The following is a 20,872-nucleotide window of genomic DNA, read 5'->3' on the forward strand; positions in this document are numbered from 1 at the left end:
CCTCCCGTCCGTCTCGTGGTGGCGTCAGAAACCGGACGGCACCCGGGGCGTGTAGGCGGACTCGAGTCGTGTGACCTCGTCCTCGGTGAGTGCGATCGCGGATGCGGCGACCGCGTCGTCGACGTGGTGCTCCTTGGTCGCACCGATGATCGGCGCGGTGACGGCGTCCTTGCCGGCGACCCAGGCGAGGGCGATCTGCGCCATGCTGACGCCCCGCTCGTCCGCGATGGACTGGACGGCGCCGACGATCGCGCGGTTGGCGTCCTCGTCCTGGCGGTAGAGCGTCTTGCCGAACTCGTCGGTGGTCGAGCGGGAGCCGGAGCCCTCGGCGTCCCACGGGCGGGTGACCTTGCCGCGGGCGAGGGGGCTCCACGGGATGACGCCCACGCCGGTGGCGGCGCAGAAGGGGTGCATCTCGCGCTCCTCCTCGCGCTCGAGCAGGTTGTACTGGTCCTGCATGCTCACGAACTTGGTCCAGCCGTGCAGCTCGGCGGTGTGCTGCATCTGGGCGAACTGCCACGCCCACATGCTGCTGGCGCCGATGTAGCGCGCCTTGCCGGCCTTGACGACGTCGTGGAGTGCCTCCATCGTCTCCTCGACCGGGGTCAGCGGGTCGAAGCGGTGGATCTGGTACAGGTCGACGTAGTCCGTACCGAGGCGGGTCAGCGAGGCGTCGATCTCGTGCATGATCGCGACGCGGGACAGGCCGGCCCCGTTCTTGCCGGGGCGCATCCGGTTGAAGACCTTCGTGAAGACCTGGACGGCCTCACGCGGGGCGAGCTCCTTGAGGAGCGTGCCGGTGATCTCCTCGCTCGAGCCGTCGGAGTACACGTTCGCGGTGTCGAACGTCGTGATGCCGGCGTCGAAGGCGCGGCGGACGAAGGGCCTGGCGGCGTCGATGTCGACGCTCCACGCGTGGGACCCGCGGTCCGGGTCGCCGTAGGACATCATCCCGAGGACGACGTTGCTGATCTCGAGTCCGGTGTGGCCGAGGCGGACGGTACCCGCGGTGGGGGTGGGGCTGGTGCTCGTGCTGGTGGTGTCGTTCGTGGTGGTGCCTGCGCTTCCGGGTGTCGTGTCGCTCGCGTTCGTCATGCTGCCACTCTGGCATCGCGCCCTGTGACGGCGAGCAGGCGGACCTGGAGCGGGGCGTCGTCGCCGACCTCGACCGGGGCGGCGTACAGCCCGGTCTCCGCGAGGGACTCCATCTGCGGTTCGAAGTGGTGCCACACCGCGCGGACGAGCTCGTCCGGCAGGGTCTCGTCGCTGCCGGTGGCCCGCGCGAGGTCCCACGTGTGGATCGTGATGTCCGAGGTCTGTTCCGCGAGGTACTCGCCCGCGGGCACCACGTCCGTCGCCAGGTGCACGGGGGTGTCCTGCGGGGCCTTCGCCCAGGCCTCGGTCGCGGCGCTCGCGAACCGCTGCCACTCGGCCACGAGGTCGTCGCCCACCGGCTCGAGGTCCGCCTTCGCCTGCTCGTGGTCGCACCCGGTCAGCAGGTGTGGGATCCACCGCTGCTCGTCGATCACGTGCGTGACGAGGTCCCGGGTGGTCCACTCGGAGTCGGGCGTCGAGGCGTCCCACGCGGTCACGGCGGCGACGCGGCGGCCGAACTCGGCTGCGGCCAGTGCTTGCAACGCGATCCAGTCGGTGGCCATGGTGGTGCTCCTGTTCGTCATCGTGTGGCGTGCAACCGGCCTGGCGCGCTCCGGATTCCCGCGCCCGGCCGTGGTGCCACGGTAGCGGGGTGGGCGCGCGGGCGGGCGCGGGCGCGGGCGTGCGGGCGCGCGGGCGCGGGTCATGCCTCCGCGAGCGGGCGCGGGGGTGCGGGTCGGGCCGGGGCGGGCCGCGCGGGTGCGGCGGACGCGAGTCAGGCCTCCGCGAGCGGGCGGACGCGGGCGCGGGGGTGCGGGTCGGGCTTCGGCGAGCGGGCGAAACACCGTGGTGTCCCGTCGGCCCGACCCTGCCGTTCCGCCCGCTCGTCCGGGTGCGGCCTGGAGGCCCGGCTCGGCTCGACCGCCCGAGCTCACCTCAGGAGGTCCACGCGGTCCGTGAGCTCGCAGACGCGCGAGCGGGCGGAATCCCGTGGTGTCTTGGCAGCCCGACCCTGCCGTTCCACCCGCTCGTGCGTGCGCGGCCTGGAGGCCCGGCGCGGCTCGACCGCCCGAGCTCACCTCAGGAGGTCCACGCGGTCCGTGAGCTCGCAGACGCGCGAGCGGGCGGAATCCCGTGGTGTCTTGGCAGCCCGACCCTGCCGTTCCACCCGCTCGTGCGTGCGCGGCCTGGAGGCTCGGCCCGGCTTGGCCGCCCGAGCTCACCTGAGGAGGTCCACGCGGTCCGTGAGCTCGCAGACGCGCGAGCGGGCGGAATCCCGTGGTGTCTTGGCAGCCCGACCCTGCCGTTCCACCCGCTCGTGCGTGCGCGGCCTGGAGGCCCGGCCCGGCTCGACCGCCCGAGCTCACCTCAGGAGGTCCACGCGGTCCACGCGGTCCGCGAGCTCGCAGACGCGCGAGCGAGCGGAATCCCGTGGTGCATCGCCCGAGCGATCCCGGTGTTCCGCCCGCTCGTCCGGAGCAGGAAGACACAGGTCGACGCCCGGCGCGATGGTGCTCGGCTCAGCCGTCGGAGCGCGTCCCGAACACGACGAAGCCCCGACGCCGCATGGGCGTCGGGGCTTCGTCGTGCTGGGTGAGGACTGTTCGGTGCCCTCGGTCAGCGAGTGGTTCCGAGCGGACTACGCCGCCTGGAGGACGAACTGGACGTCGAGGTTGATCGTGACGTCGTTGCCGAGCGTGAACCCGCCGGCCTCGAGCGCTGCGTTCCAGTTCACGCCGAACTCGGTGCGGTCGATCTTGGTCGTCGCCTCGGCGCCGAGCTTGGTCTGGCCGTAGCCGTCAGTGGTCACGCCGCCGAACTCGGTCTTCAGGGTGACGTTCTTGGTGACGCCGCGCAGCGAGAGCTCGCCGTCGATGAGCATGTCGTCGCCGTCCTCGCGGATGCCGGTCGAGCGGAAGGTCATGTGCGGGTGCTCCTCCGTGAGGAAGAAGTCACCGGTGGCCAGGTGCTGGTCGCGCTGGGGCTGGTTGGTGTTGATGCTGGAGACGTCGATCGAGGCCTCGAGCGTCGTGTCGAGGGGGTTCTCGGCAGTGACGAGGGTGGCGTCGAACTGCTCGAACTTGCCCTTGACCTTGCTGATGGCGAGGTGGCGGACCGAGAAGCTGACCTCGGAGTGGGTCGGGTCGACCGTCCAGGTGCCGGTGACGTAGCCGGGGATGGCGGAGGCGGTGAGAGCCATGGTGGTGTCCTTCCGGGACGACGGAGTCTGAGTGACGCGAGCGAACCGGAGCCCGATCCATGCGCCCGCATCGAGATGATGCTACGCCATTGTGCACCGGTTTGGTTGAAGCGTCAACCATTGTTCACGCAACGGCCGCGGACCGCGTGTCGTGCAGCCCACGCCGACCTGTCTCGAGCAGCCGGCGAATGCGCCACACGAATCGCTCCACGCCCGGACCCACATCATCTCCGGTGGTGCGGACCAGCCACCAGTCGACGTCTTTCAGGTGTTCACCACGCGTGAGGTCCTTCCGGAACGTGGACGGGTCAGTCCGGTGGAGGTCGCTCTCGTACTCGATCGCCACCCGGGCTTCCGGGTACGCGAGGTCGACACAGGCGATCCACTGCCCGTCGACGACGACGTCGTGGTTGAGCACGGGTTCCGGCAGCCCCCGGCGCACGAGTGCCAGGCGTGCACGAGTCTCGCTGGGCGACCGCGATCCGACCCGGATCTCCTGGAGGGCTGCGCGGAGGTTCACGATCCCTCGGATCCCGCGCCGACGCCGGACCGCCGCCACGAGCTCGTCCAGCGTCACCCAGTTGAGCCACCCGACGAGCGCGTCGCCGGCGATGATGAGTTCGTCGAGCGTGAGCATCGCTCCGAGCGCGACGAAGGTGTCGGCCGGGCTGCTGATCGGGACGCCTCGCCCCTGCGAGCGGCGGACCGTCCCGGACCGAGCTCGATGTCCCTTGGCTCCGCGGACGCGGAGCGCCTGGTCGGCGCCGATGGTGGTCACGTGCAGTCGGGGGTCCCGCTCGATCCGTCGGGGCAGCGGCACCCCGAGGATCGCTGCGGCAGTCGTGTGGCTGAAGACCTGGTCGGGACGGAGGCGCGGTGCGAGTGCGCGGGCACGCTCGTCCACGGTGGTCGGTTGCGTCGCGGAGCGCGTGCCGTGGAATGCGCGGACGAGGTCCTTCGCGTCGAGCCGGCCGCGCGAGACGCCTCGGTGGAGGGCGTCTCGGACGCGGAACGAGGCGTCCCGCAGCACCAACGGGAGCGGTCGTCGTGCGGTCATCACCACATGCTCGTGCCGTGCCGTCGTCGAGAAGCCGACCCGTGCCTCCCGTGTGGATGACTGCAGACAAGACATGCCTGTGGAGGGACGCCCCCGCGGCCGACCGGGCGGAAGTTCCGGGTCGCGGCCGCGGACCGCCCTGGTGTTTCGCCCTTTCGCTTTCGGCTTCGGCTTCGGCTTCGGCGGGGAGCGGGGAGCGGGGAGGCGCAGCCGCGGGCGGTCGAGCGGGCGGAACGTGCGGGTGGGGGCGTCGGGCGACCACGGTGTTCCGCCCGCTCGCGGTTCCTGGGTGCGCGCGGTCTCCGGGTGCGCTGCGCGACCGGTCACAGCGGGTCGAGCGGGCGGAATGTGCGGGTGTGGGCGTCGGGCGACCACGGTGTTTCGCCCGCTCGCGCTGTCTGGGCCCGCGAGTCCGCCGCGCCCGCTCGCGCTGCCGCGCCCGCTCGCGCTGCCGCGGCCCGGCAGTCCACCCGCGTCGACCGGCCCGCCGCCTGCCGCCGCGCCGCGCTGACCGCGGGCTCATCCCACCCCAGGGCGCGCCCACGCCCGCGCTGCTGACAGGCACCCGCAGGGCCCCGCATGCCCTCGGCGGAACCACTAGCGTCGGAGCCATGGAATTCAGGTACCTGGGCAACTCCGGACTCAAGATCTCCGAGATCACCTACGGCAACTGGCTGACGCACGGCTCGCAGGTCGAGAACGACGTCGCCACCCAGTGCGTGCGGGCAGCGCTCGACGTCGGCATCACGACGTTCGACACCGCGGACACGTACGCCAACACGGCCGCCGAGACCGTCCTCGGCGAAGCGCTCAAGGGGGAGCGCCGGCAGTCCCTCGAGATCCTCACGAAGGTGTACTGGCCGACCGGCCCGATGGGGCACAACGACGTCGGCCTCAGCCGCAAGCACATCATGGAGTCGATCAACGGCTCCCTCGAGCGTCTGCAGACCGACTACGTCGACCTCTACCAGGCCCACCGCTACGACTACGAGACCCCGCTCGAAGAGACCATGCAGGCCTTCGCAGACGTCGTCCGGCAGGGCAAGGCGCTCTACATCGGCGTCAGCGAGTGGACCGCCGAGCAGATCCGTGCGGGTGCCGCCCTGGCGAAGGAGCTCGGCTTCCAGCTCATCTCGAACCAGCCGCAGTACTCGATGCTGTGGCGTGTCATCGAGGGCGAGGTCGTCCCCGCCTCGAAGCAGCTCGGCCTGTCGCAGATCGTCTTCTCGCCGATCGCGCAGGGCGTGCTCACCGGCAAGTACAAGCCCGGTCAGCCGCTCCCCGAGGGCTCCCGCGCCACGGACGAGAAGGGCGGCGCGGACATGATCAAGCGGTACATGCGCGACGACGTCCTCGAGGCCGTCCAGCGCCTGCAGCCCGTCGCCGACCAGGCCGGTCTGACGCTGGCCCAGCTCGCCATCGCGTGGACGCTGCAGAACGACAACGTCGCGTCGGCGATCGTCGGCGCCTCGCGTCCTGCGCAGGTGACGGACAACGTGAAGGCGGTGGGCGTGAAGCTCGACGCCGACGCCGTCGCGGCGATCGACAACGCCCTGGGCGACATCCCCGAGCGGGACTCCTCGAAAAGCGTCAGCCCCACGAGCCGCCCCGCGTAAGCAAGCAACAAGCGACAAGCAACGAACACCAAGCAACAAGCAGGACCCCCGGACGGGAGGCACGGTGCCAGCTGGCACCGTGCCTCCCGTCCGTCGTTCCCGCACCCCGCACCCGTCGCAACCTGACCCCGCGAGCCCGGCCCGACGGCCACGAAACGCCTGATCGGGACCGGATCCGTACCCTGCGTGAACACCAGGAGTCCGGCACCTGGCAGACGCCTGGGGAACCCTGTACCCCACCCAAACCGCCACCCCATCACCCCCGAATCGGGGGCATGACCTCGACCGACACCCTCGTTGTGGTGCCACCCGAACGGGTGGTCCCCACCGGCCGTCTGACGCGGCTGATCGCGACCTCGCGGCAGCTGGTGTCCTTCGGCGCCATCGGCGCGTTCTGCTTCCTCGTCGACCTGGGCGTCTACAACCTGCTGCGCTTCACGGTCCTCGACGACAAGCCGATCGCGGCGAAGGTCGGCTCGGCGGTCATCTCCACGGCGGTCGCCTGGATCCTCAACCGGTCCATCACCTTCCGCGCGGAGCGCACCTCCGGACGTCGCGAGACGCTCCGCGAGGGCCTCCTCTTCGCGCTCACGAACCTGATCGGCCTCGGCATCGCCGCCGCCTGCCTGTTCGTCTCGCACTACCTGCTCGGTTTCACCAGCACCCTCGCCGACAACGTCGCCGGCAACGGGGTCGGCCTGGTCCTCGGCACCGTGTTCCGGTTCGCCGCGTACAAGGCCCTCGTCTTCCGTTCCCGGGACGCACGTCGCACGAAGGAGCTCACAGAATGACCATGTTGACCACGCTGGTCGCGGCCGCCGGGCCGCTGCTGCAGCCGAACGACCCCTCCGGTCCCCGGGGCGACGTCCCGAACCGGGGCACCACGGACGTCCCGACGGGAGGCTCGGGCCAGGCTGCGCAGGCCGCCTGGTCGGTGGGCGAGTGGATCGGCTACTCGGCCCTCGTCGCCATCTCCGTCCTGCTCACGCTGGTCGCGTTGAGCACCCTGTGGTGGATGCTGCACGCCTGGCGTTCGCGCTCGGCGCTGCGCGCCACGAGCTTCAGCCAGACCCCGCGGCCCGCCGCGCACCGCTTCACCCTGCTCGTGCCCGGTCGGCACGAGGAGGAGGTGATGGGGCAGACGCTCGACATGCTCGCCACGCAGGACCACCCCGACTTCGAGATCATCGCGATCGTCGGCGAGGACGACCCGGGCACGGAGCGTGTCGTGCGCGAGGCCGCCGCCCGCCACCCCGGACTGATCAGCGTGGTGGTCGACGACACCCTGCCGAAGAACAAGCCCAAGGCGATGAACCTGGCGCTGCAGTACGCGACCGGCGACATCGTGGGCGTGTTCGACGCCGAGGACGAGGTCTACCCGCGCCTGCTCAGCCTGGTCGACTCCCGCTTCCAGGAGACCGACGCCGACGTCGTGCAGGGCGGCGTGCAGCTGATGAACTTCCGCTCCAGCTGGTGGTCGCTCCGCAACGTGCTCGAGTACTACTTCTGGTTCCGCTCGCGCCTGCACTTCCACGCCGAGTCGAAGTTCATCCCGCTCGGCGGCAACACCGTCTTCGTGACGAAGGAGCGCCTGGACTGGTCGAACGGCTGGGACGCGCACTGCCTCGCCGAGGACTGCGAGCTCGGCGTCCGACTGTCGGCTGACAACGCCAAGGTCGTCGTCGCCTACAGCCCCGAGGCGGTCACCCGCGAGGAGACCCCGCCCACCTTCGCGTCACTCCTGAAGCAGCGCACCCGGTGGAACCAGGGCTTCCTGCAGGTCCTCGGCAAGGGGGAGTGGAAGAAGCTGCCGACGTTCAAGCAGCGCTTCTTCGCCCGCTACCTGCTGACGATGCCGTTCATCCAGGCGGCGACCGGTCTGCTCATCCCGTTGAGCGTCATCATGATCGCGTTCGTGAAGGTCCCGACGGCGATCGCGCTGATCTCCTTCATCCCGCTCGCCCCGACGCTCATGCTCCTGGCGGTCGAGATCGCCGGGCTCGGCGAGTTCGGCCGGCTCTACAAGGAGAAGGTCCGCGTCCGCGACTACGTGAAGCTCGTCCTCGGCCTGGTGCCGTACCAGGTGTTCCTCGCCGCAGCGGCCGTCCGAGCCGTCATCCGTCACTCCCGCGGGCAGAACGGCTGGGAGAAGACCGAGCACACCGGCCAGCACCGTGGTGCCCAGGCCGAGGTCGTGGGCTTCTCGTCCGCGGTCACCGAGCCCGACTCCGCGGCGCAGCCGCAGCCCCAGCCCGACTCCGAACCCGCCCTCGCGTCCGCCGGGGCCCCCTCGACAGGAGGTGACGACCGATGACCGCCAGCATCACGAACACGACCGGCATCCCGATCCGCGGTGCCAGGTCCTCGTCCGGCGCCGGCACGTGGTTCCGCGTGCACGCCAGGAGCCTCGTGTGGCTCCTCCCCGTCCTGGCCGTCGCCGTGGCCGTGCAGTCCTGGAACATGGGCGGCACCCCGCAGCGCATCGACGACGAGGGCACGTACACCGCCCAGGCGTGGGCGATCACGCACCTCGGCGAGCTCACCCACTACACGTACTGGTACGACCACCCGCCACTCGGCTGGATCCAGATCGCCGGGTACACGCAGCTGACCGGCGCCTTCGCCCGCTACGCCTTCGCGGTCGAGGCCGCCCGGGAGTCGATGGTGTTCTTCGCCGCCGTCTCCGCGGTGCTCCTGTTCGTGCTGATGCGTCGGCTCGGCGGTTCGCGGCCCACTGCTGCCGCGGCGGTCCTCGTCTTCGGGCTCTCCCCGCTGGCGCTGCAGTACCACCGCACGGTCTACATCGACAACGTCGCGACGCCGTGGCTCCTCGCCGCGTTCGTGCTCGTCCTCAGCCGTCGTCAGCAGCTCGCCGGGTTCGTCGGTGCCGCCGCCTGCCTCGGGATCGCCGTGCTCAGCAAGGAGACCTACCTGCTGGCGCTGCCGTTCCTCATCTGGATGGCCGTCCGTCGAGCCGACCCGAGCACCCGTCGGTACACGCTCAGCGTCGCCGGAGCCGTCCTCGCCGTCATCGGTGGCGGGTACATCCTGCTCGCGGCCGTCAAGGGCGAACTCCTGCCCAGCGCCGGCAAGGTCAGCCTGCTCGAGGGCGTCACGTACCAGCTCGGCAGCCGGCAGGCCAGCGGGTCGGTGTTCTCCGGCGGCAGCCTGGCGAACGACGCCGCTGCCCAGTGGTGGGCGCTCGACCCGGTGTTCATCGTGCTCGGCTCGGCAGCCGCCGTCGTGGGGCTGTTCCTGCGCCGGGTCCGCCCGATCGCCGCGATGCTCGTCTTCCTGCTCGCGTTCATGTTCCGCCCGAACGGGTACCTGCCCGTGCCGTACGTGATCATGCTGGTGCCGTTCGCCGCGCTGCTCGTCGCGTTCGTCGGCGAGCGTGCCGTCCTCGCCGTGGCCGGCATCACCGCCTTCCGCGCCAAGAGCCGGTTCCGCGGGGTCAGCCGCCGCGTGCTCGGCGGCACCTGGGCACTCGTCACCGCCGCGGCCCTGGTCGTCGCCGTCCCGCTCTGGGGATCGCAGCTCCGCGGGTTCCTGATCACCGACCTGGACAAGCCGATGGCGCAGGCGGAGAACTGGATCGGCGACAACGTCGACAAGAGCTCCCGGATGCTCGTTGACGACGCCATGTGGGTCGACCTCGTCGACGACGGCTTCGCCCGCGACAACGTGGTCTGGTACTACAAGCTCGACACCGACGGAGCCGTGCAGCGCCAGTCGCCGAACGGCTGGAAGGACTCCGACTACGTCGTCACGACGGACTCGATGCGCACCGGCGGCAACTCGTCCGTCGACGTGCGTGACGCGATCCAGAACTCGACAGTCGTCGCGTCCTTCGGCACCGGCAACCAGATGGTCGACGTCCGGCAGATCCACCCGCAGGGGCAGCAGGCCGCCGAACGGGAGATCACCGCGGCGAGCAACGTGCGCAAGACGCTCGGCACGCAGCTCGCGCAGAACCCCGCACTGAACGCGAACGCGGGCACCAAGTCGCAGTTCCGCGCCGGCCAGGTGGACTCCCGCGCCATGATCGCCCTCGGGCAGGTGCTCGCCGACCGCTTCGTCCGGGTCGACCGCTTCACCCCGCTCACCGGCGAGGAGGGCCGCTCGTTCCGACGGGTCGTCCTGCACACCGCCAGCCCGACGGCCGCCGCGAACACCGAGAAGACCCTCGACGCCCTGGCGAAGGACTACCGCGCCGAGTCGGTCGAGCGCGACGGCGACACCCTGACCGTCGTCTGGTCGCCCATGGACCCGACGACCACCGCCGTCACCGCGTCCTGACTGCGCCGCCCCGGCCAGCACCGAACCTGCCAGCGCCGACCCTGCCGCTGACCACCCCGACCGCACGACGAGCACGAGCACCAGCACCGCGATCGCCCTGATCGCACCAGCACCAGCACCACCACCGCCCCGACCCGAAGGAGCACCATCATGACCGCCTCCCTCCGCACCCCTCGCCGCCGCATCGTCGTCGTCGGCGCCCTCGCCACGACGCTCGTCGCCGCGACCGTCGGCCTCGCCCCCCAGTCCGCCAGCGCCGCCACCGCCGCCCCGCAGGACGGCTGGCTCCGCGTCGGCCACCTCTCCCCGGACACGAAGGCCGTCGACGTCGAGCTCTCGAGCCTGTCCGGCGGCAAGACGATCTTCGAGCTCGACGACGTCACCTACGGCCAGGTCAGCCCCTACAAGGAACTGCCGACCGGCACCTACGTGCTCTCGATGCGGGCCTCGGACGCACCGGACTCCACGCCCGTCATCTCCACCGACGTCACCGTGCAGGGCGGGGACGCCAGCACCGTCGTCGCGTACGGCAAGAGCACGTCGCTGAAGACCGCCGCGTACACCGACGACCTGCAGCAGCCCGGCGACGGCAAGGCCAAGCTCCGACTGGTCCAGGCGGCCACCACGGCCAAGACGGTCGACGTCAGCACCTCGGAGGGCACCGCCATCGCGTCCGGCGCGAAGTTCGGCACCGCGACGAAGTACGCCACGGTCGGTGCCGGCAAGTGGAACCTCGACCTCTCCGGCGGCGGACAGGTCGGCAGCGCCGACGTGGACCTCGCCGGCAACACCGTCTCCACCCTGTTCGTCCTCGACGACAGCAAGGGCGACCTGACGGTCGTGCCCGTCACCGACGCGGCAGCGACCGCCCAGACCCCGGCCGGCGGCGTGCAGACCGGCGGCGGCGGCACGGCCGCCGAGCGTCCGTCCACCGACGCGTTCCACGCGCTCGTCCGGACGATCCGCGGCATCTTCAACTGACGCTCGCCTGATCCGCGGTCGTCACGACCGACCCGGACTGGAGGCCCGCCCCACGTGCGCCGATCCGCGCACCTGGTCCGAGCCTCCAGTCCGTGAGCCCCACCCACCAGCAGAGAGCGAGCCAGCATGACCCGCAGGAACTGGATCCCCGTCACCGCCGTGGCGCTCGCCGCGGTCCTCGTCGCCGGCGGCATCGCCGTCGCGGCGGTCCGACCGTGGTCCGACCGCGCACCGGACGCCGGCGGCGTCTCGACGCCCACCTCGACCACCGCACCCGACGGCACCCGCACCGCGGCGCAGCTGCGCACGGCGTTCCTCGACCGGTACGTCGAGGACGGCCGGGTCGTCCGCAAGGACCAGGGCGACGACACGGTCAGCGAGGGACAGGCCTACGGGCTGCTCATCGCCTACGCCGCGGGCGACCGCGACCGCTTCGACGACATCTGGTCGTGGACGAAGCGACACCTGCTCACCGACGACCAGCTGCTCGCCTGGCGTTGGACCGAGGAAAGCGGCGTCTCGGACGCGCAGTCCGCGAGCGACGCCGACCTCGACACCGCCAGGGCCCTCGTGCTCGCCGGTGACGCCTGGGACGACGCGCGCTACACCGCCGCCGGCAAGGAGATGGCGGCAGCGGTGCTCGACCACGAGACGGCCAGGACGGACCTCGGGCTGATCCTGCTGCCGGGGCCGTGGGCCGACTCCGAGCCGTACCGGTACAACGCCTCCTACGCCTCGCCGGCCGCCTACCGGGTGCTCGCCGCGGCCACCAAGGACGACCGCTGGAAGGAACTCGAGACGAGCTCCACCGCCGTGACCCGTGCCGTGCTCGAGAAGTCCGACCTGCCGAGCGACTGGTCGCAGGTGCACGCTGACGGCACCGTCGACCCCATGCCCGCCACGGGGGACGACGCCCGCGTGCTCTACGGGTACGACGCGATGCGGATGCCCCTGCGCTACGCCGAGGCCTGCACGGCCCCGGACCGGGCGCTCGCCGCGTCCGTGGCGCCGACGCTCCGGCGGACGACGCAGCTGGCCGCGCAGCTCGACCTCGGCGGCACGGCCGTCACGGGGGACCGGAGCGCGCTGGCGTACGCGGCGCGGGCTGCTGCGGAGCAGGCGTCCGGGGCGACCGGTGCCGCGCGTGCCGACCTGGAGCGTGCCGACCGGACCTCGGCCACGACGCCCACCTACTACGGGGACGCGTGGGCGGCGCTCGGCGCGACCATGCTGACGTCGGACGTGCTCGGCGGCTGCGCGACCGCGGCCGGGGGTGCGTCGTGAGCGGGGAGCGCGGGCGGCGGTCGGCCGGGCGCGGTGGTGCCGGTACCGGTACCGGTGCTGGTGCCGGTGCCGGTGCGGCTGGCAGCGGCGGCGCGGCTGGTGCTGGTACCGGTGCTGGGCACGAGGCTCGTGGTGGGCGACCGGACTCGCGGAGCACCGCACGTGGGTCGTCGCGTTCCACGAGGCTCGGGCGGCGCGGGGTCGTCGTCGGGATCGTGACCGCCGTCGTGGTCGTGTCGGCGGCCGTCGTGACGGGGGTCGCGGTGGCCGGGAGCGAGCCGGACGGCGCGGCCGCTCCCAGGACCTCCGCGTCGCGGAGCGCTGGTGCCGGTTCGGCTGCCGGTGCTGCCGGTTCCGCAGCCCCGGGCAGCGGCGACCGCGACATCGCCGGGTTCCAGGACCCGGCCGCTCCCGAGGCCCGGTCGGACGCCACCCCGACCCGCGTGTCGATCCCGGCGATCGGGGTCGACGCCTCGCTCGAGGACCTGCACCGCGGTGCTGCCGGCGAGCTCGACCCGCCGAAGGGGTGGGACAACGCGGGCTGGTTCAGCGACGGCATCGTCCCCGGGCAGGTCGGTCCGTCGGTCATCGCCGGGCACGTCGACAGCCCCACCAGCGCCGCGGTGTTCTTCCGGCTCGACGAGCTGGTGGCCGGGGACCAGGTCCACGTCGCCATGACGGACGGCAGCAGCCGCACCTTCACGGTCGAGAAGACGGAACGAGCGTCGAAGTCGGCCTTCCCGACGAGCGACGTGTACGGCACCACGCCCACGCCCACGCTGCGGCTCATCACGTGCGACGGCACGTTCGACACCGCGACTGGGCACTACACCGACAATCTGATCGTCTTCGCAGACCTGTCGGACGGGTGAACCAGCACCCGACCGATATGTTCGATCGAACCATCCGAGGAGCACCATGAGCGACACCCTGGTCATCATCCCGACCTACGACGAAGCGGAGAACGTCCGCCCGATCGTCGAGCGCACCCTCGCGGCGACGGACGACCACGTCCACGTGCTCGTCGTCGACGACAACTCGCCCGACGGCACCGGCGACATCGCCGACGCCATCGCCCGCGAGACCGACCGGGTGCACGTGCTGCACCGGACGGTGAAGGACGGCCTCGGCGGGGCGTACCTCTCCGGCTTCGCCTGGGGGCTCGAGCAGGGCTACGACAAGCTCGTCGAGATGGACGCCGACGGCTCCCACCACCCCGAGTACCTGCCGTGGCTCATCGAGCTCGCGGACTCGAACGACCTGGTCCTCGGTTCCCGGTGGATCAAGGGCGGCGAGGTCGAGAACTGGCCCTGGTACCGCGAGCTGCTCTCCCGTGGCGGCAACCTGTACACGCGTCTGGCCCTCGGCATCGCGGTGCGGGACGCCACCGGCGGGTTCCGGGTCTTCACGGCCGACGCGCTCCGGCGGATCGACCTCGCCGGCATCGCCTCGAAGGGGTACTGCTTCCAGGTCGACCTGTGCTGGCGTGCGCTCGAGGCCGGCCTCCGCATCGTCGAGACGCCCATCACCTTCACCGAGCGGGAGTTCGGCGTCTCGAAGATGAGCGGCAACATCGTGCGGGAGAGCCTGACCCTGGTGACGAAGTGGGGCATCGACCGTCGTGTGCGGGAGGTCCGCGCGTTGGTCCGTGACCACCACCCGCTGCCGTCGGTGCGGCGGAACGCGCACGCGGTGTCGAACCCGATCAACTGACGCGCGCGGCGGTCCGATCGGACACGACGATGCCCGGCTGGGTTCCCCCGGCCGGGCATCGTCGTGTGGTGCTGGCGTCGTGCTGCTGTCGGCCCTAGCGGAGGACGACCACGCCGCGACCGTCGAACCGCACCGTGTCCGACTCGTCCGGCACGCTGACGTCGCCGAACGCGTAGAGGACCTCGCCGGTGGCGTCCGGCACGGGCACCTCGGCAGTGCCGTCCGCCAGGTGGACGACCACGTGCACGGGCGCGGCCGTCGGACCGAGCAGCCCGCGCGTCAGCACGAGCCAGCGGCCGTCCTCGCTGAAGCGGACCGCGTTGGCCTCGTACCGGTGGTCGACGAAGGCCTCGTCGGTCCGACGCAGCGCGACGAGCACCCGGTAGGCCCGCAGGATCGCCGTCCCGCGTTCCGACGTCGTGTCGGACCAGTCCAGCTTCGAGTTCTGGAACGTCGACGGGTCCTGGGGGTCCGGCACGGTGGACTCGTCCCAGCCGTGCTGGGCGAACTCCTTGATGCGGCCCTCGGCAGTGACCCTGCCGAGCTCCTCCTCCGGGTGCGAGGTGAAGAACTGCCACGGTGTCGTCGCGGCGAACTCCTCGCCCATGAACAGCATCGGCGTGAACGGGCCGAGCAGGGTCAGGGCGGCCGCGATCACGAGGCCCTCGTCCGACACGGTCGCTGCGAGGCGGTCGCCGGCAGCCCGGTTGCCGATCTGGTCGTGGTTCTGGTTCGCGACCACGAGCGCGGTCGCGGGGGAGGTGCCGCGGTCGATCGGTCGTCCGTGTCGCGCGCCGCGGAACGAGGACCACGTGCCGTCGTGGAAGAACCCGGACTCCAGCACCTTCGCGAGTGCCGACAGCGGGGCGAAGTCGGCGTAGTAGCCGTTCGTCTCGCCGGTGACCGCGACGTGCACCGCGTGGTGGAAGTCGTCCGACCACTGGCCAGCGAGTCCGTACCCGGCGGCCTCCCGCGGACGGAACATCACCGGGTCGTTGAGGTCCGACTCCGCGATGAGCGACAGCGGCCGACCGATGAAGGCCGAGAACGCGTCGGTCTCGCTCGCCATGTCCGCCAGCACGTGCGGGCGGGAGGTGTCGCGGATCGCGTGCACGGCGTCGAGCCGGAGCCCGTCGACGTGGTGGTCCCGGAACCACATGCGCACGTTGTCGAGCACGTAGCGGCGGACCTCGGGGTCCTCGACGTTGACCGAGTCACCCCAGGTGTTCGCCAGCCCCTGCACCAGGTACGGGCCGTAGAGCGGCAGGTAGTTGCCGCTCGGGCCGAGGTGGTTGTAGACGACGTCCTGGATGACGCCCAGGCCGAGTGCGTGCGCGGTGTCGACGAAGCGGTCGTAGGCGTCCGGTCCACCGTACGGGGCGTGCACGGCGTACCACGCGACCCCGTCGTAGCCCCAGTTCCACTCGCCGTTGATGCCGTTCACGGGCAGCAGCTCGACGAACTCCACGCCGAGTTCGACCAGGTGGTCGAGCTTGGCGGCAGCGGCGTCGAGCGTGCCCTCGGGCGTGAAGGTCCCGACGTGCATCTCGTAGACCACGGCACCGCGCGCCGGACGTCCGGTCCAGCTCTCGTCCGTCCAGGCGAAGCGGTCCGGGTCGACGACCTCGGAGGGGCCGTGGACGCCCTCGGGCTGGAACCGGCTGCGCGGGTCCGAGCGGACCGCGTCGTCGTCATCGATGCGGAACCCGTAGCGGGCGCCCACGACGGGCATCACCACGTCGGTGCTCCACCAGTCGTCGTCGCCGCGGGTCATCGGGTGTTCGGCGCCGTCGACGACCAGGCGCACGCGCTCCGGCTTCGGGGCCCAGACGGCGTAGCGGGCAGGTTCGGTCATGCGTGACCCTCCAGGATGTCGATGTCGGCCTGCGCGTCGGTCTCACCGGGGGCGTCGGTCGTGGTGGTCGCGGCCGCCGGGTCGGCTGCGGTGGGTGCGGCCGGCCGGGAGGCTCCGCTCGCGTCGGTCGCGGTCGTCGCGTCCGCCGTGTGGCCGGTCGTGCCGGCGACGTCCGCGGGCACGAGCAGGGCGACCGGGTAGGTGCTCAGCAGGTCAGCCACGGCGATGCCGCGGGCCGCCGGGACGACCCGGCCGGTCAGCAGGTCGACACGGTCGAGGGGCACCGGGTGCACGAGCGTGTCGCCCCAGCCGCCGACCTGCTCGAGCCCGACGGGCAGGCGCGTGGCGACGGTCACGGCGCCGCCGCGGTCGAAGGCCAGCACGTGGTCCGCTGCGGTGCCGGTGGCCTCGAGCTGCAGGTACCGGGTGAAGAGCTCGGGGTGGTCACGGCGCAGGCGCAGCGCACGGCTGGTGACGAGGAGCTTGACGCGGGCGTCCATGCCGATCGCCGGCAGCTGCTCGGGGCCGTCGTCATCGGGTCCGTCCAGCGCGGCCAGCGCGTGCCGACGTTCGGTGTAGTCCACCGCGCGGCGGTTGTCCGGGTCGACGAGCGACCGGTCCCAGCCCTCGGTGCCCTGGTAGACGTCGGGGACGCCGGGGGCGGTGAGCTGGACGAGCTTGACGGACAGCCCGTTCGACCAGCCCGCGGCGGTGATCCGCTCGTCGAGGGCATCGAGGATCGCCACCACGGCGGGGTCGTCGAACGCGGCGTCGACGAGGGCGTGCATCTGCCCCTCGAAGGCCTCGTCCGGCTCCGTCCACGTGGTGCTGTCACCAGCTTCCCTCGAGGCCTTCTCGGCGTACGCGTGCAGTCGCTCACGGGATGCCGGTCGGGCTCCGACGACCGCCTGCCAGAGCAGGTCGGCGAAGACCGTGTCCTCGAGCGGTGCCAGGGCCTGGAGCCGCCCGAACGTCTCGTTCCACTCGTCGCCGAGTTCGGCGAGGACCGCGATGCGGGCGCGGGTGTCCTCGCTCCGCTTGGTGTCGTGGGTCGTCAGGGTCGTCATCGTGTGCGGCCAGCTCGCGAGACGCTCGCGCTGAGCGGCGTGGAACTCGTCGGTGCTCACGGCGAAGACGCTCGGGTCGCCGCCGACCTCGCTGAGGGACGACAGGCGGGACACCCGGTAGAAGGCGGTGTCCTCGACGCCCTTGGCCATCACCATGCCGCTGGTCTGCTGGAGCCGGAGCGCCGCGGGGTGGGTCGGGTCGACGAGGGCCGGGGCGATGCGGTCGATGACGTCGTCGAGATCCGGTCGGGCTTCGGCTGCGCGCTCGAGGGCGGTGACCAGGTGGTGGACGCCCTCGGGCAGGTAGGTGCGGTAGACGTCGAACGAGGCCACGACCTCGGCGACGGCGTCGACGACGCGCTCGTGGGGCAGGCCGTCGGTCTCGGCGACGAGGATGCGGGCGAGACGGGCGACCTCGCTGCCGAGGATGCCGTCGGCGATCCCGCGGCGTGTGTCGTGCGTCAGCGCCTGCCAGTCGGTCGGCTCGGAACCGGAGGTCGCTCCGAGTGCCTCGGCACCTGCGGGGTCGACGAACACGCGGTCGACGAAACCGAGGGCGTCGTAGCCGGTCGTGCCGTCGACGGGCCACGAGGACGGCAGCTGCTCACCGGGTTCGAGGATCTTCTCGACGAGCGTGTACGCACCGCCGGTCAGCTCGTGCAGGTCCTGCAGGTACCCGGCGGGGTCGAAGAGCCCGTCCGGGTGGTCGATGCGCAGGCCGTCGACCAGACCGTCGCGGAACCAGGCGCCGATGCGTTCGTGCGAGGCGTCGAAGAACTCGCGGTCCTCGACGCGGATGCCCGCGAGGGTGTTCACCGCGAAGAACCGGCGGTAGTTCAGTTCGTGGTCGGCACGCTTCCAGTGCACGAACTCGTAGCGCTGCCGCGCGTGCACGGTCTCGACGTCGTCGCCGCCCTGGACGGTGCCGGGCGCGGTCGGGTAGGCGGTCTCGCCGACCAGCAGTCGGTCGCCCTGCAGCACCACGGCGTCGAGCAGACGGTCGTCGAGCACGGGGATGCGGAGCTTGCCGTCGCCCGCGTCCCAGTCCACGTCGAAGGCGCGTGCGTACGGGGAGTCCTTGCCGTGTTCCAGCAGCGACCACCACCACGGGTTGACCTCGGGGGTGGCGACGCCCACGTGGTTCGGGACGATGTCCACGAGCACGCCGAGTCCGGCAGCATGGGCCGCTTCGGCGACCGCGCGGAAGGCGTCGTCCCCGCCGCGCTGCGTGTCCACGTGGGAGTGGTCGACGACGTCGTAGCCGTGGTCGGAGCCGGGCTCGGCCTGGAGCACGGGGGAGAGGTAGACCCAGTCGGCGCCGAGGTCGCGGACGTAGTCGATGACGTCCTTCGCAGCGGTGAGGTCGAAGTCGGGCGAGACCTGGAGCCGGTAGGTCGAGGTCGGGATCCGGCGGTTCATCGGGGGGTTCCGTTCGGGTCGGGTTCGTTCGAGGAGGGTCCGGTCGTCCCCCGGGCGGGCGCGGTGCCGCTCGGAGCGTGCGAACCGGCCGGGTTCACGGGGCTGACGGCGTCCTGTGGTGCGTCCGGTCCTGTCGCAGCGGCGTCCTGGACCTCGACCGGGGTGGTCGTGACCACGTGGTCGGGCTCGGCGCGGAGCACGATCATCGAGCGGGCCGGCACGTCGAGCGGGGAGCCGGCGTCGAGCACCTCGTCGCGGGCGCCCGGCGACGCGGTGTCGATCCGGACGGTCCAGCCCGGGGAGTACTCCTCCGGGGGCAGGGTGAACGTCACGGTGTCGTCGTGGGCGTTGAAGTACGTGATGAACGCCACGTCGGTGACCCGGTCGCCGCGGGAGTCGCGCCCGCGGATGCCGTCGCCGTTGAGGTACATGCCGACGCTCTTGCCGAAGCCGGAGTCCCAGTCCTCGGGCTCCATGGCCTCACCGGAGGGGGTCAGCCACACGACGTCGGGCAGGGGCTCGTCCTGGCCACGGCGGACCGGGCGCCCGTTGAAGTAGCGCGTGCGACGGAACGTCGGGTGGTCGTGCCGGAGCTTGACGACGTCGGCCGTGAACTGCACGAGGTCGTCGTCGGCGGCAGCCCAGTCGATCCAGCTCAGCTCGGAGTCCTGCGCGTAGACGTTGTTGTTGCCGTGCTGGGTGCGCCCGAGCTCGTCGCCGTGCGCGATCATCGGCACGCCCTGGCTCAGCAGCAGCGTCGCGATGAAGTTCCGGCGACGCTGCACCCGCAGCGCGTTCACCGACTCGTCGTCGGTCGGGCCCTCGTCGCCGGAGTTCCAGGACCGGTTGTGGCTCTCGCCGTCGTTGTTGTCCTCGCCGTTGGCGTCGTTGTGCTTCTCGTTGTAGGCCACCAGGTCGTACAGCGTGAAGCCGTCGTGCGCCGTGATGAAGTTGATGCTGGCCTTGGGCGTGCGGCCGTCGTGCTCGTAGAGGTCGGCCGACCCGGAGATCCGCGACGCGAACTCGCCGAGGGTCGAGGGCTCACCCCGCCAGAAGTCGCGCACGGTGTCGCGGTACTTGCCGTTCCACTCCGACCACTGCGGCGGGAAGTTGCCCACCTGGTAGCCACCGGGGCCGACGTCCCACGGCTCGGCGATGAGCTTCACCTGCGACACGATCGGGTCCTGCTGGACGAGCTCGAAGAAGGCCGACAGCCGGTCGACCTCGTAGAACTCGCGGGCGAGCGCCGCGGCGAGGTCGAAGCGGAAGCCGTCGACGTGCATCTCGGTGACCCAGTAGCGCAGGGAGTCCATGATGAGCTGCAGCGAGTGCGGGTGCCCGACGTTGAGCGAGTTGCCGGTACCCGTGACGTCCATGTAGTACCGCTTGTCGTCGTCCATCAGGCGGTAGTACGCGGCGTTGTCGATCCCGCGGAACGACAGCGTCGGGCCGAGGTGGTTGCCCTCTGCCGTGTGGTTGTAGACGACGTCGATGACGACCTCGATGCCGGCCCGGTGGAGCTCGCGCACCATCGTCTTGAACTCCTGCACCTGCTGCCCGCCGTCGCCCGAGGACGAGTAGTGCGAGTGCGGCGCGAAGAAGCCGATGGTGTTGTAGCCCCAGTAGTTCGACAGCCCCTTGTCCTGCAGGGTCGAGTCGTTCACGAACTGGTGCACCGGCATCAACTCGAGCGTCGTCACGCCCAGGCGCTTGAGGTGCTCGATGACGGCCGGGTGTGCGACGCCGGCGTAGGTGCCGCGCTGCTCCTCGGGCACGCCGGGGTGCGTCTGGGTGAGGCCCTTGACGTGCGCCTCGTAGATGACGGTCTCGCCGTAGGGGGTGCGCGGCGCGCGGTCGCCCTGCCAGTCGAAGAAGGGGTTGATCACCACGCCCTTCACCATGTGCGAGGCGGAGTCCTCGTCGTTGGTGGAGTCCGGGTCACCGAACGTGTACGAGAACAGCGACTGGTCCCAGTCGATGTCGCCGCTCGTCGCCTTGGCGTACGGGTCGAGGAGCAGCTTCGCCGGGTTCGAGCGGACACCGTTCGCCGGGTCGTACGGGGCGTGGACGCGGAAGCCGTAGCGCTGTCCGGGGCCGACGTTGGGCAGGTACGCGTGCCAGACGTAGGCGTCGACCTCGACCAGGGGGACGCACTCCTCGGTGCCGTCCTCGTCGAAGAGGCAGAGCTCCACGCGGTCGGCCACCTCGCTGAACAGGGCGAAGTTCGTCCCGCTGCCGTCGTAGGTCGCGCCGAGCGGGTAGGGGTTGCCGGGCCAGGTGTGCAAA

At 71.3% G+C, this 20,872-nt stretch carries 15 protein-coding genes; 8 read left to right on the plus strand and 7 right to left on the minus strand.

The genetic code is table 11. The features are described 5' to 3' along the window. Positions 1 to 24: 24 nt before the first annotated feature. The 4 genes from ITJ54_RS13030 to ITJ54_RS13045 form a co-directional block, all read right to left on the minus strand. Positions 25 to 951, minus strand: a complete 927-nt coding sequence (locus tag ITJ54_RS13030; RefSeq protein WP_228509442.1) for an aldo/keto reductase — start codon at positions 949 to 951, stop codon at positions 25 to 27. Between the two features lie 140 nt (positions 952 to 1,091). After that, positions 1,092 to 1,658, minus strand: coding sequence for a TIGR03086 family metal-binding protein (locus ITJ54_RS13035; RefSeq protein WP_194628941.1), 567 nt, complete (start codon positions 1,656 to 1,658; stop codon positions 1,092 to 1,094). Positions 1,659 to 2,734: 1,076 nt separating this feature from the next. Further along, complete coding sequence (locus tag ITJ54_RS13040; RefSeq protein WP_194628943.1) at positions 2,735 to 3,295, minus strand: YceI family protein; 561 nt, start codon at positions 3,293 to 3,295, stop codon at positions 2,735 to 2,737. A gap of 124 nt (positions 3,296 to 3,419) precedes the next feature. Further along, complete coding sequence (locus ITJ54_RS13045; protein ID WP_194628945.1) at positions 3,420 to 4,352, minus strand: hypothetical protein; 933 nt, start codon at positions 4,350 to 4,352, stop codon at positions 3,420 to 3,422. Positions 4,353 to 4,963: 611 nt separating this feature from the next. Here ITJ54_RS13045 and ITJ54_RS13050 point away from each other — a divergent pair. The 8 genes from ITJ54_RS13050 to ITJ54_RS13085 all read left to right on the plus strand — a co-directional run bounded on the left by ITJ54_RS13050 (position 4,964) and on the right by ITJ54_RS13085 (position 14,245). Next, positions 4,964 to 5,968 carry an aldo/keto reductase family protein gene (locus ITJ54_RS13050; RefSeq protein WP_194628947.1) on the plus strand — a complete coding sequence of 335 codons (1,005 nt, stop codon included), beginning with the start codon at positions 4,964 to 4,966 and terminating at the stop codon, positions 5,966 to 5,968. Positions 5,969 to 6,243: 275 nt separating this feature from the next. Next, on the plus strand, positions 6,244 to 6,759 hold the full coding sequence (locus ITJ54_RS13055) for a GtrA family protein (protein ID WP_194628949.1): 516 nt from the start codon (positions 6,244 to 6,246) through the stop codon (positions 6,757 to 6,759). Then, positions 6,756 to 8,282 carry a glycosyltransferase gene (locus ITJ54_RS13060; RefSeq protein WP_228509404.1) on the plus strand — a complete coding sequence of 509 codons (1,527 nt, stop codon included), beginning with the start codon at positions 6,756 to 6,758 and terminating at the stop codon, positions 8,280 to 8,282. The genes ITJ54_RS13055 and ITJ54_RS13060 overlap by 4 nt, the downstream gene beginning before the upstream one ends. Further along, positions 8,279 to 10,267: a glycosyltransferase family 39 protein gene (locus ITJ54_RS13065; RefSeq protein ID WP_194628951.1), complete on the plus strand. Its 1,989-nt coding sequence runs from the start codon at positions 8,279 to 8,281 to the stop codon at positions 10,265 to 10,267. Before ITJ54_RS13060 ends, ITJ54_RS13065 begins: the two co-directional genes overlap by 4 nt. 150 nt (positions 10,268 to 10,417) lie before the next feature. Next, positions 10,418 to 11,248 (plus strand): DUF4397 domain-containing protein, encoded by an 831-nt coding sequence (locus ITJ54_RS13070; RefSeq protein WP_194628953.1) that lies wholly within the window; start codon positions 10,418 to 10,420, stop codon positions 11,246 to 11,248. Positions 11,249 to 11,374: 126 nt separating this feature from the next. Beyond that, positions 11,375 to 12,532, plus strand: a complete 1,158-nt coding sequence (locus tag ITJ54_RS13075) for a glycosyl hydrolase family 8 (protein ID WP_194628955.1) — start codon at positions 11,375 to 11,377, stop codon at positions 12,530 to 12,532. Between the two features lie 215 nt (positions 12,533 to 12,747). Further along, positions 12,748 to 13,404, plus strand: a complete 657-nt coding sequence (locus ITJ54_RS13080; protein ID WP_323741716.1) for a class F sortase — start codon at positions 12,748 to 12,750, stop codon at positions 13,402 to 13,404. 46 nt (positions 13,405 to 13,450) lie between these two features. Continuing rightward, a complete protein-coding gene (locus ITJ54_RS13085; RefSeq protein ID WP_194628957.1) occupies positions 13,451 to 14,245 on the plus strand; it encodes a polyprenol monophosphomannose synthase in 795 nt (264 codons plus the stop codon). A gap of 94 nt (positions 14,246 to 14,339) precedes the next feature. Here the strand turns inward: ITJ54_RS13085 and treZ are convergent, their stop codons facing one another. From treZ to glgX, 3 genes are read right to left on the minus strand one after another with little or no spacing between them, the layout of a single operon-like run. Beyond that, entirely contained in the window at positions 14,340 to 16,100 is a 1,761-nt protein-coding gene (gene treZ, locus ITJ54_RS13090) for a malto-oligosyltrehalose trehalohydrolase (RefSeq protein ID WP_194628959.1), read from the minus strand. Next, positions 16,097 to 18,586: a malto-oligosyltrehalose synthase gene (treY, locus tag ITJ54_RS13095; protein ID WP_194628961.1), complete on the minus strand. Its 2,490-nt coding sequence runs from the start codon at positions 18,584 to 18,586 to the stop codon at positions 16,097 to 16,099. Before treY ends, treZ begins: the two co-directional genes overlap by 4 nt. Further along, on the minus strand, positions 18,583 to 20,871 hold the full coding sequence (glgX, locus tag ITJ54_RS13100) for a glycogen debranching protein GlgX (protein ID WP_194628963.1): 2,289 nt from the start codon (positions 20,869 to 20,871) through the stop codon (positions 18,583 to 18,585). Before glgX ends, treY begins: the two co-directional genes overlap by 4 nt. Between the last annotated feature and the right edge of the window lies 1 nt (position 20,872).

The organism is Curtobacterium sp. VKM Ac-2865, from assembly GCF_015350905.1.
GTDB lineage: Bacteria > Actinomycetota > Actinomycetes > Actinomycetales > Microbacteriaceae > Curtobacterium.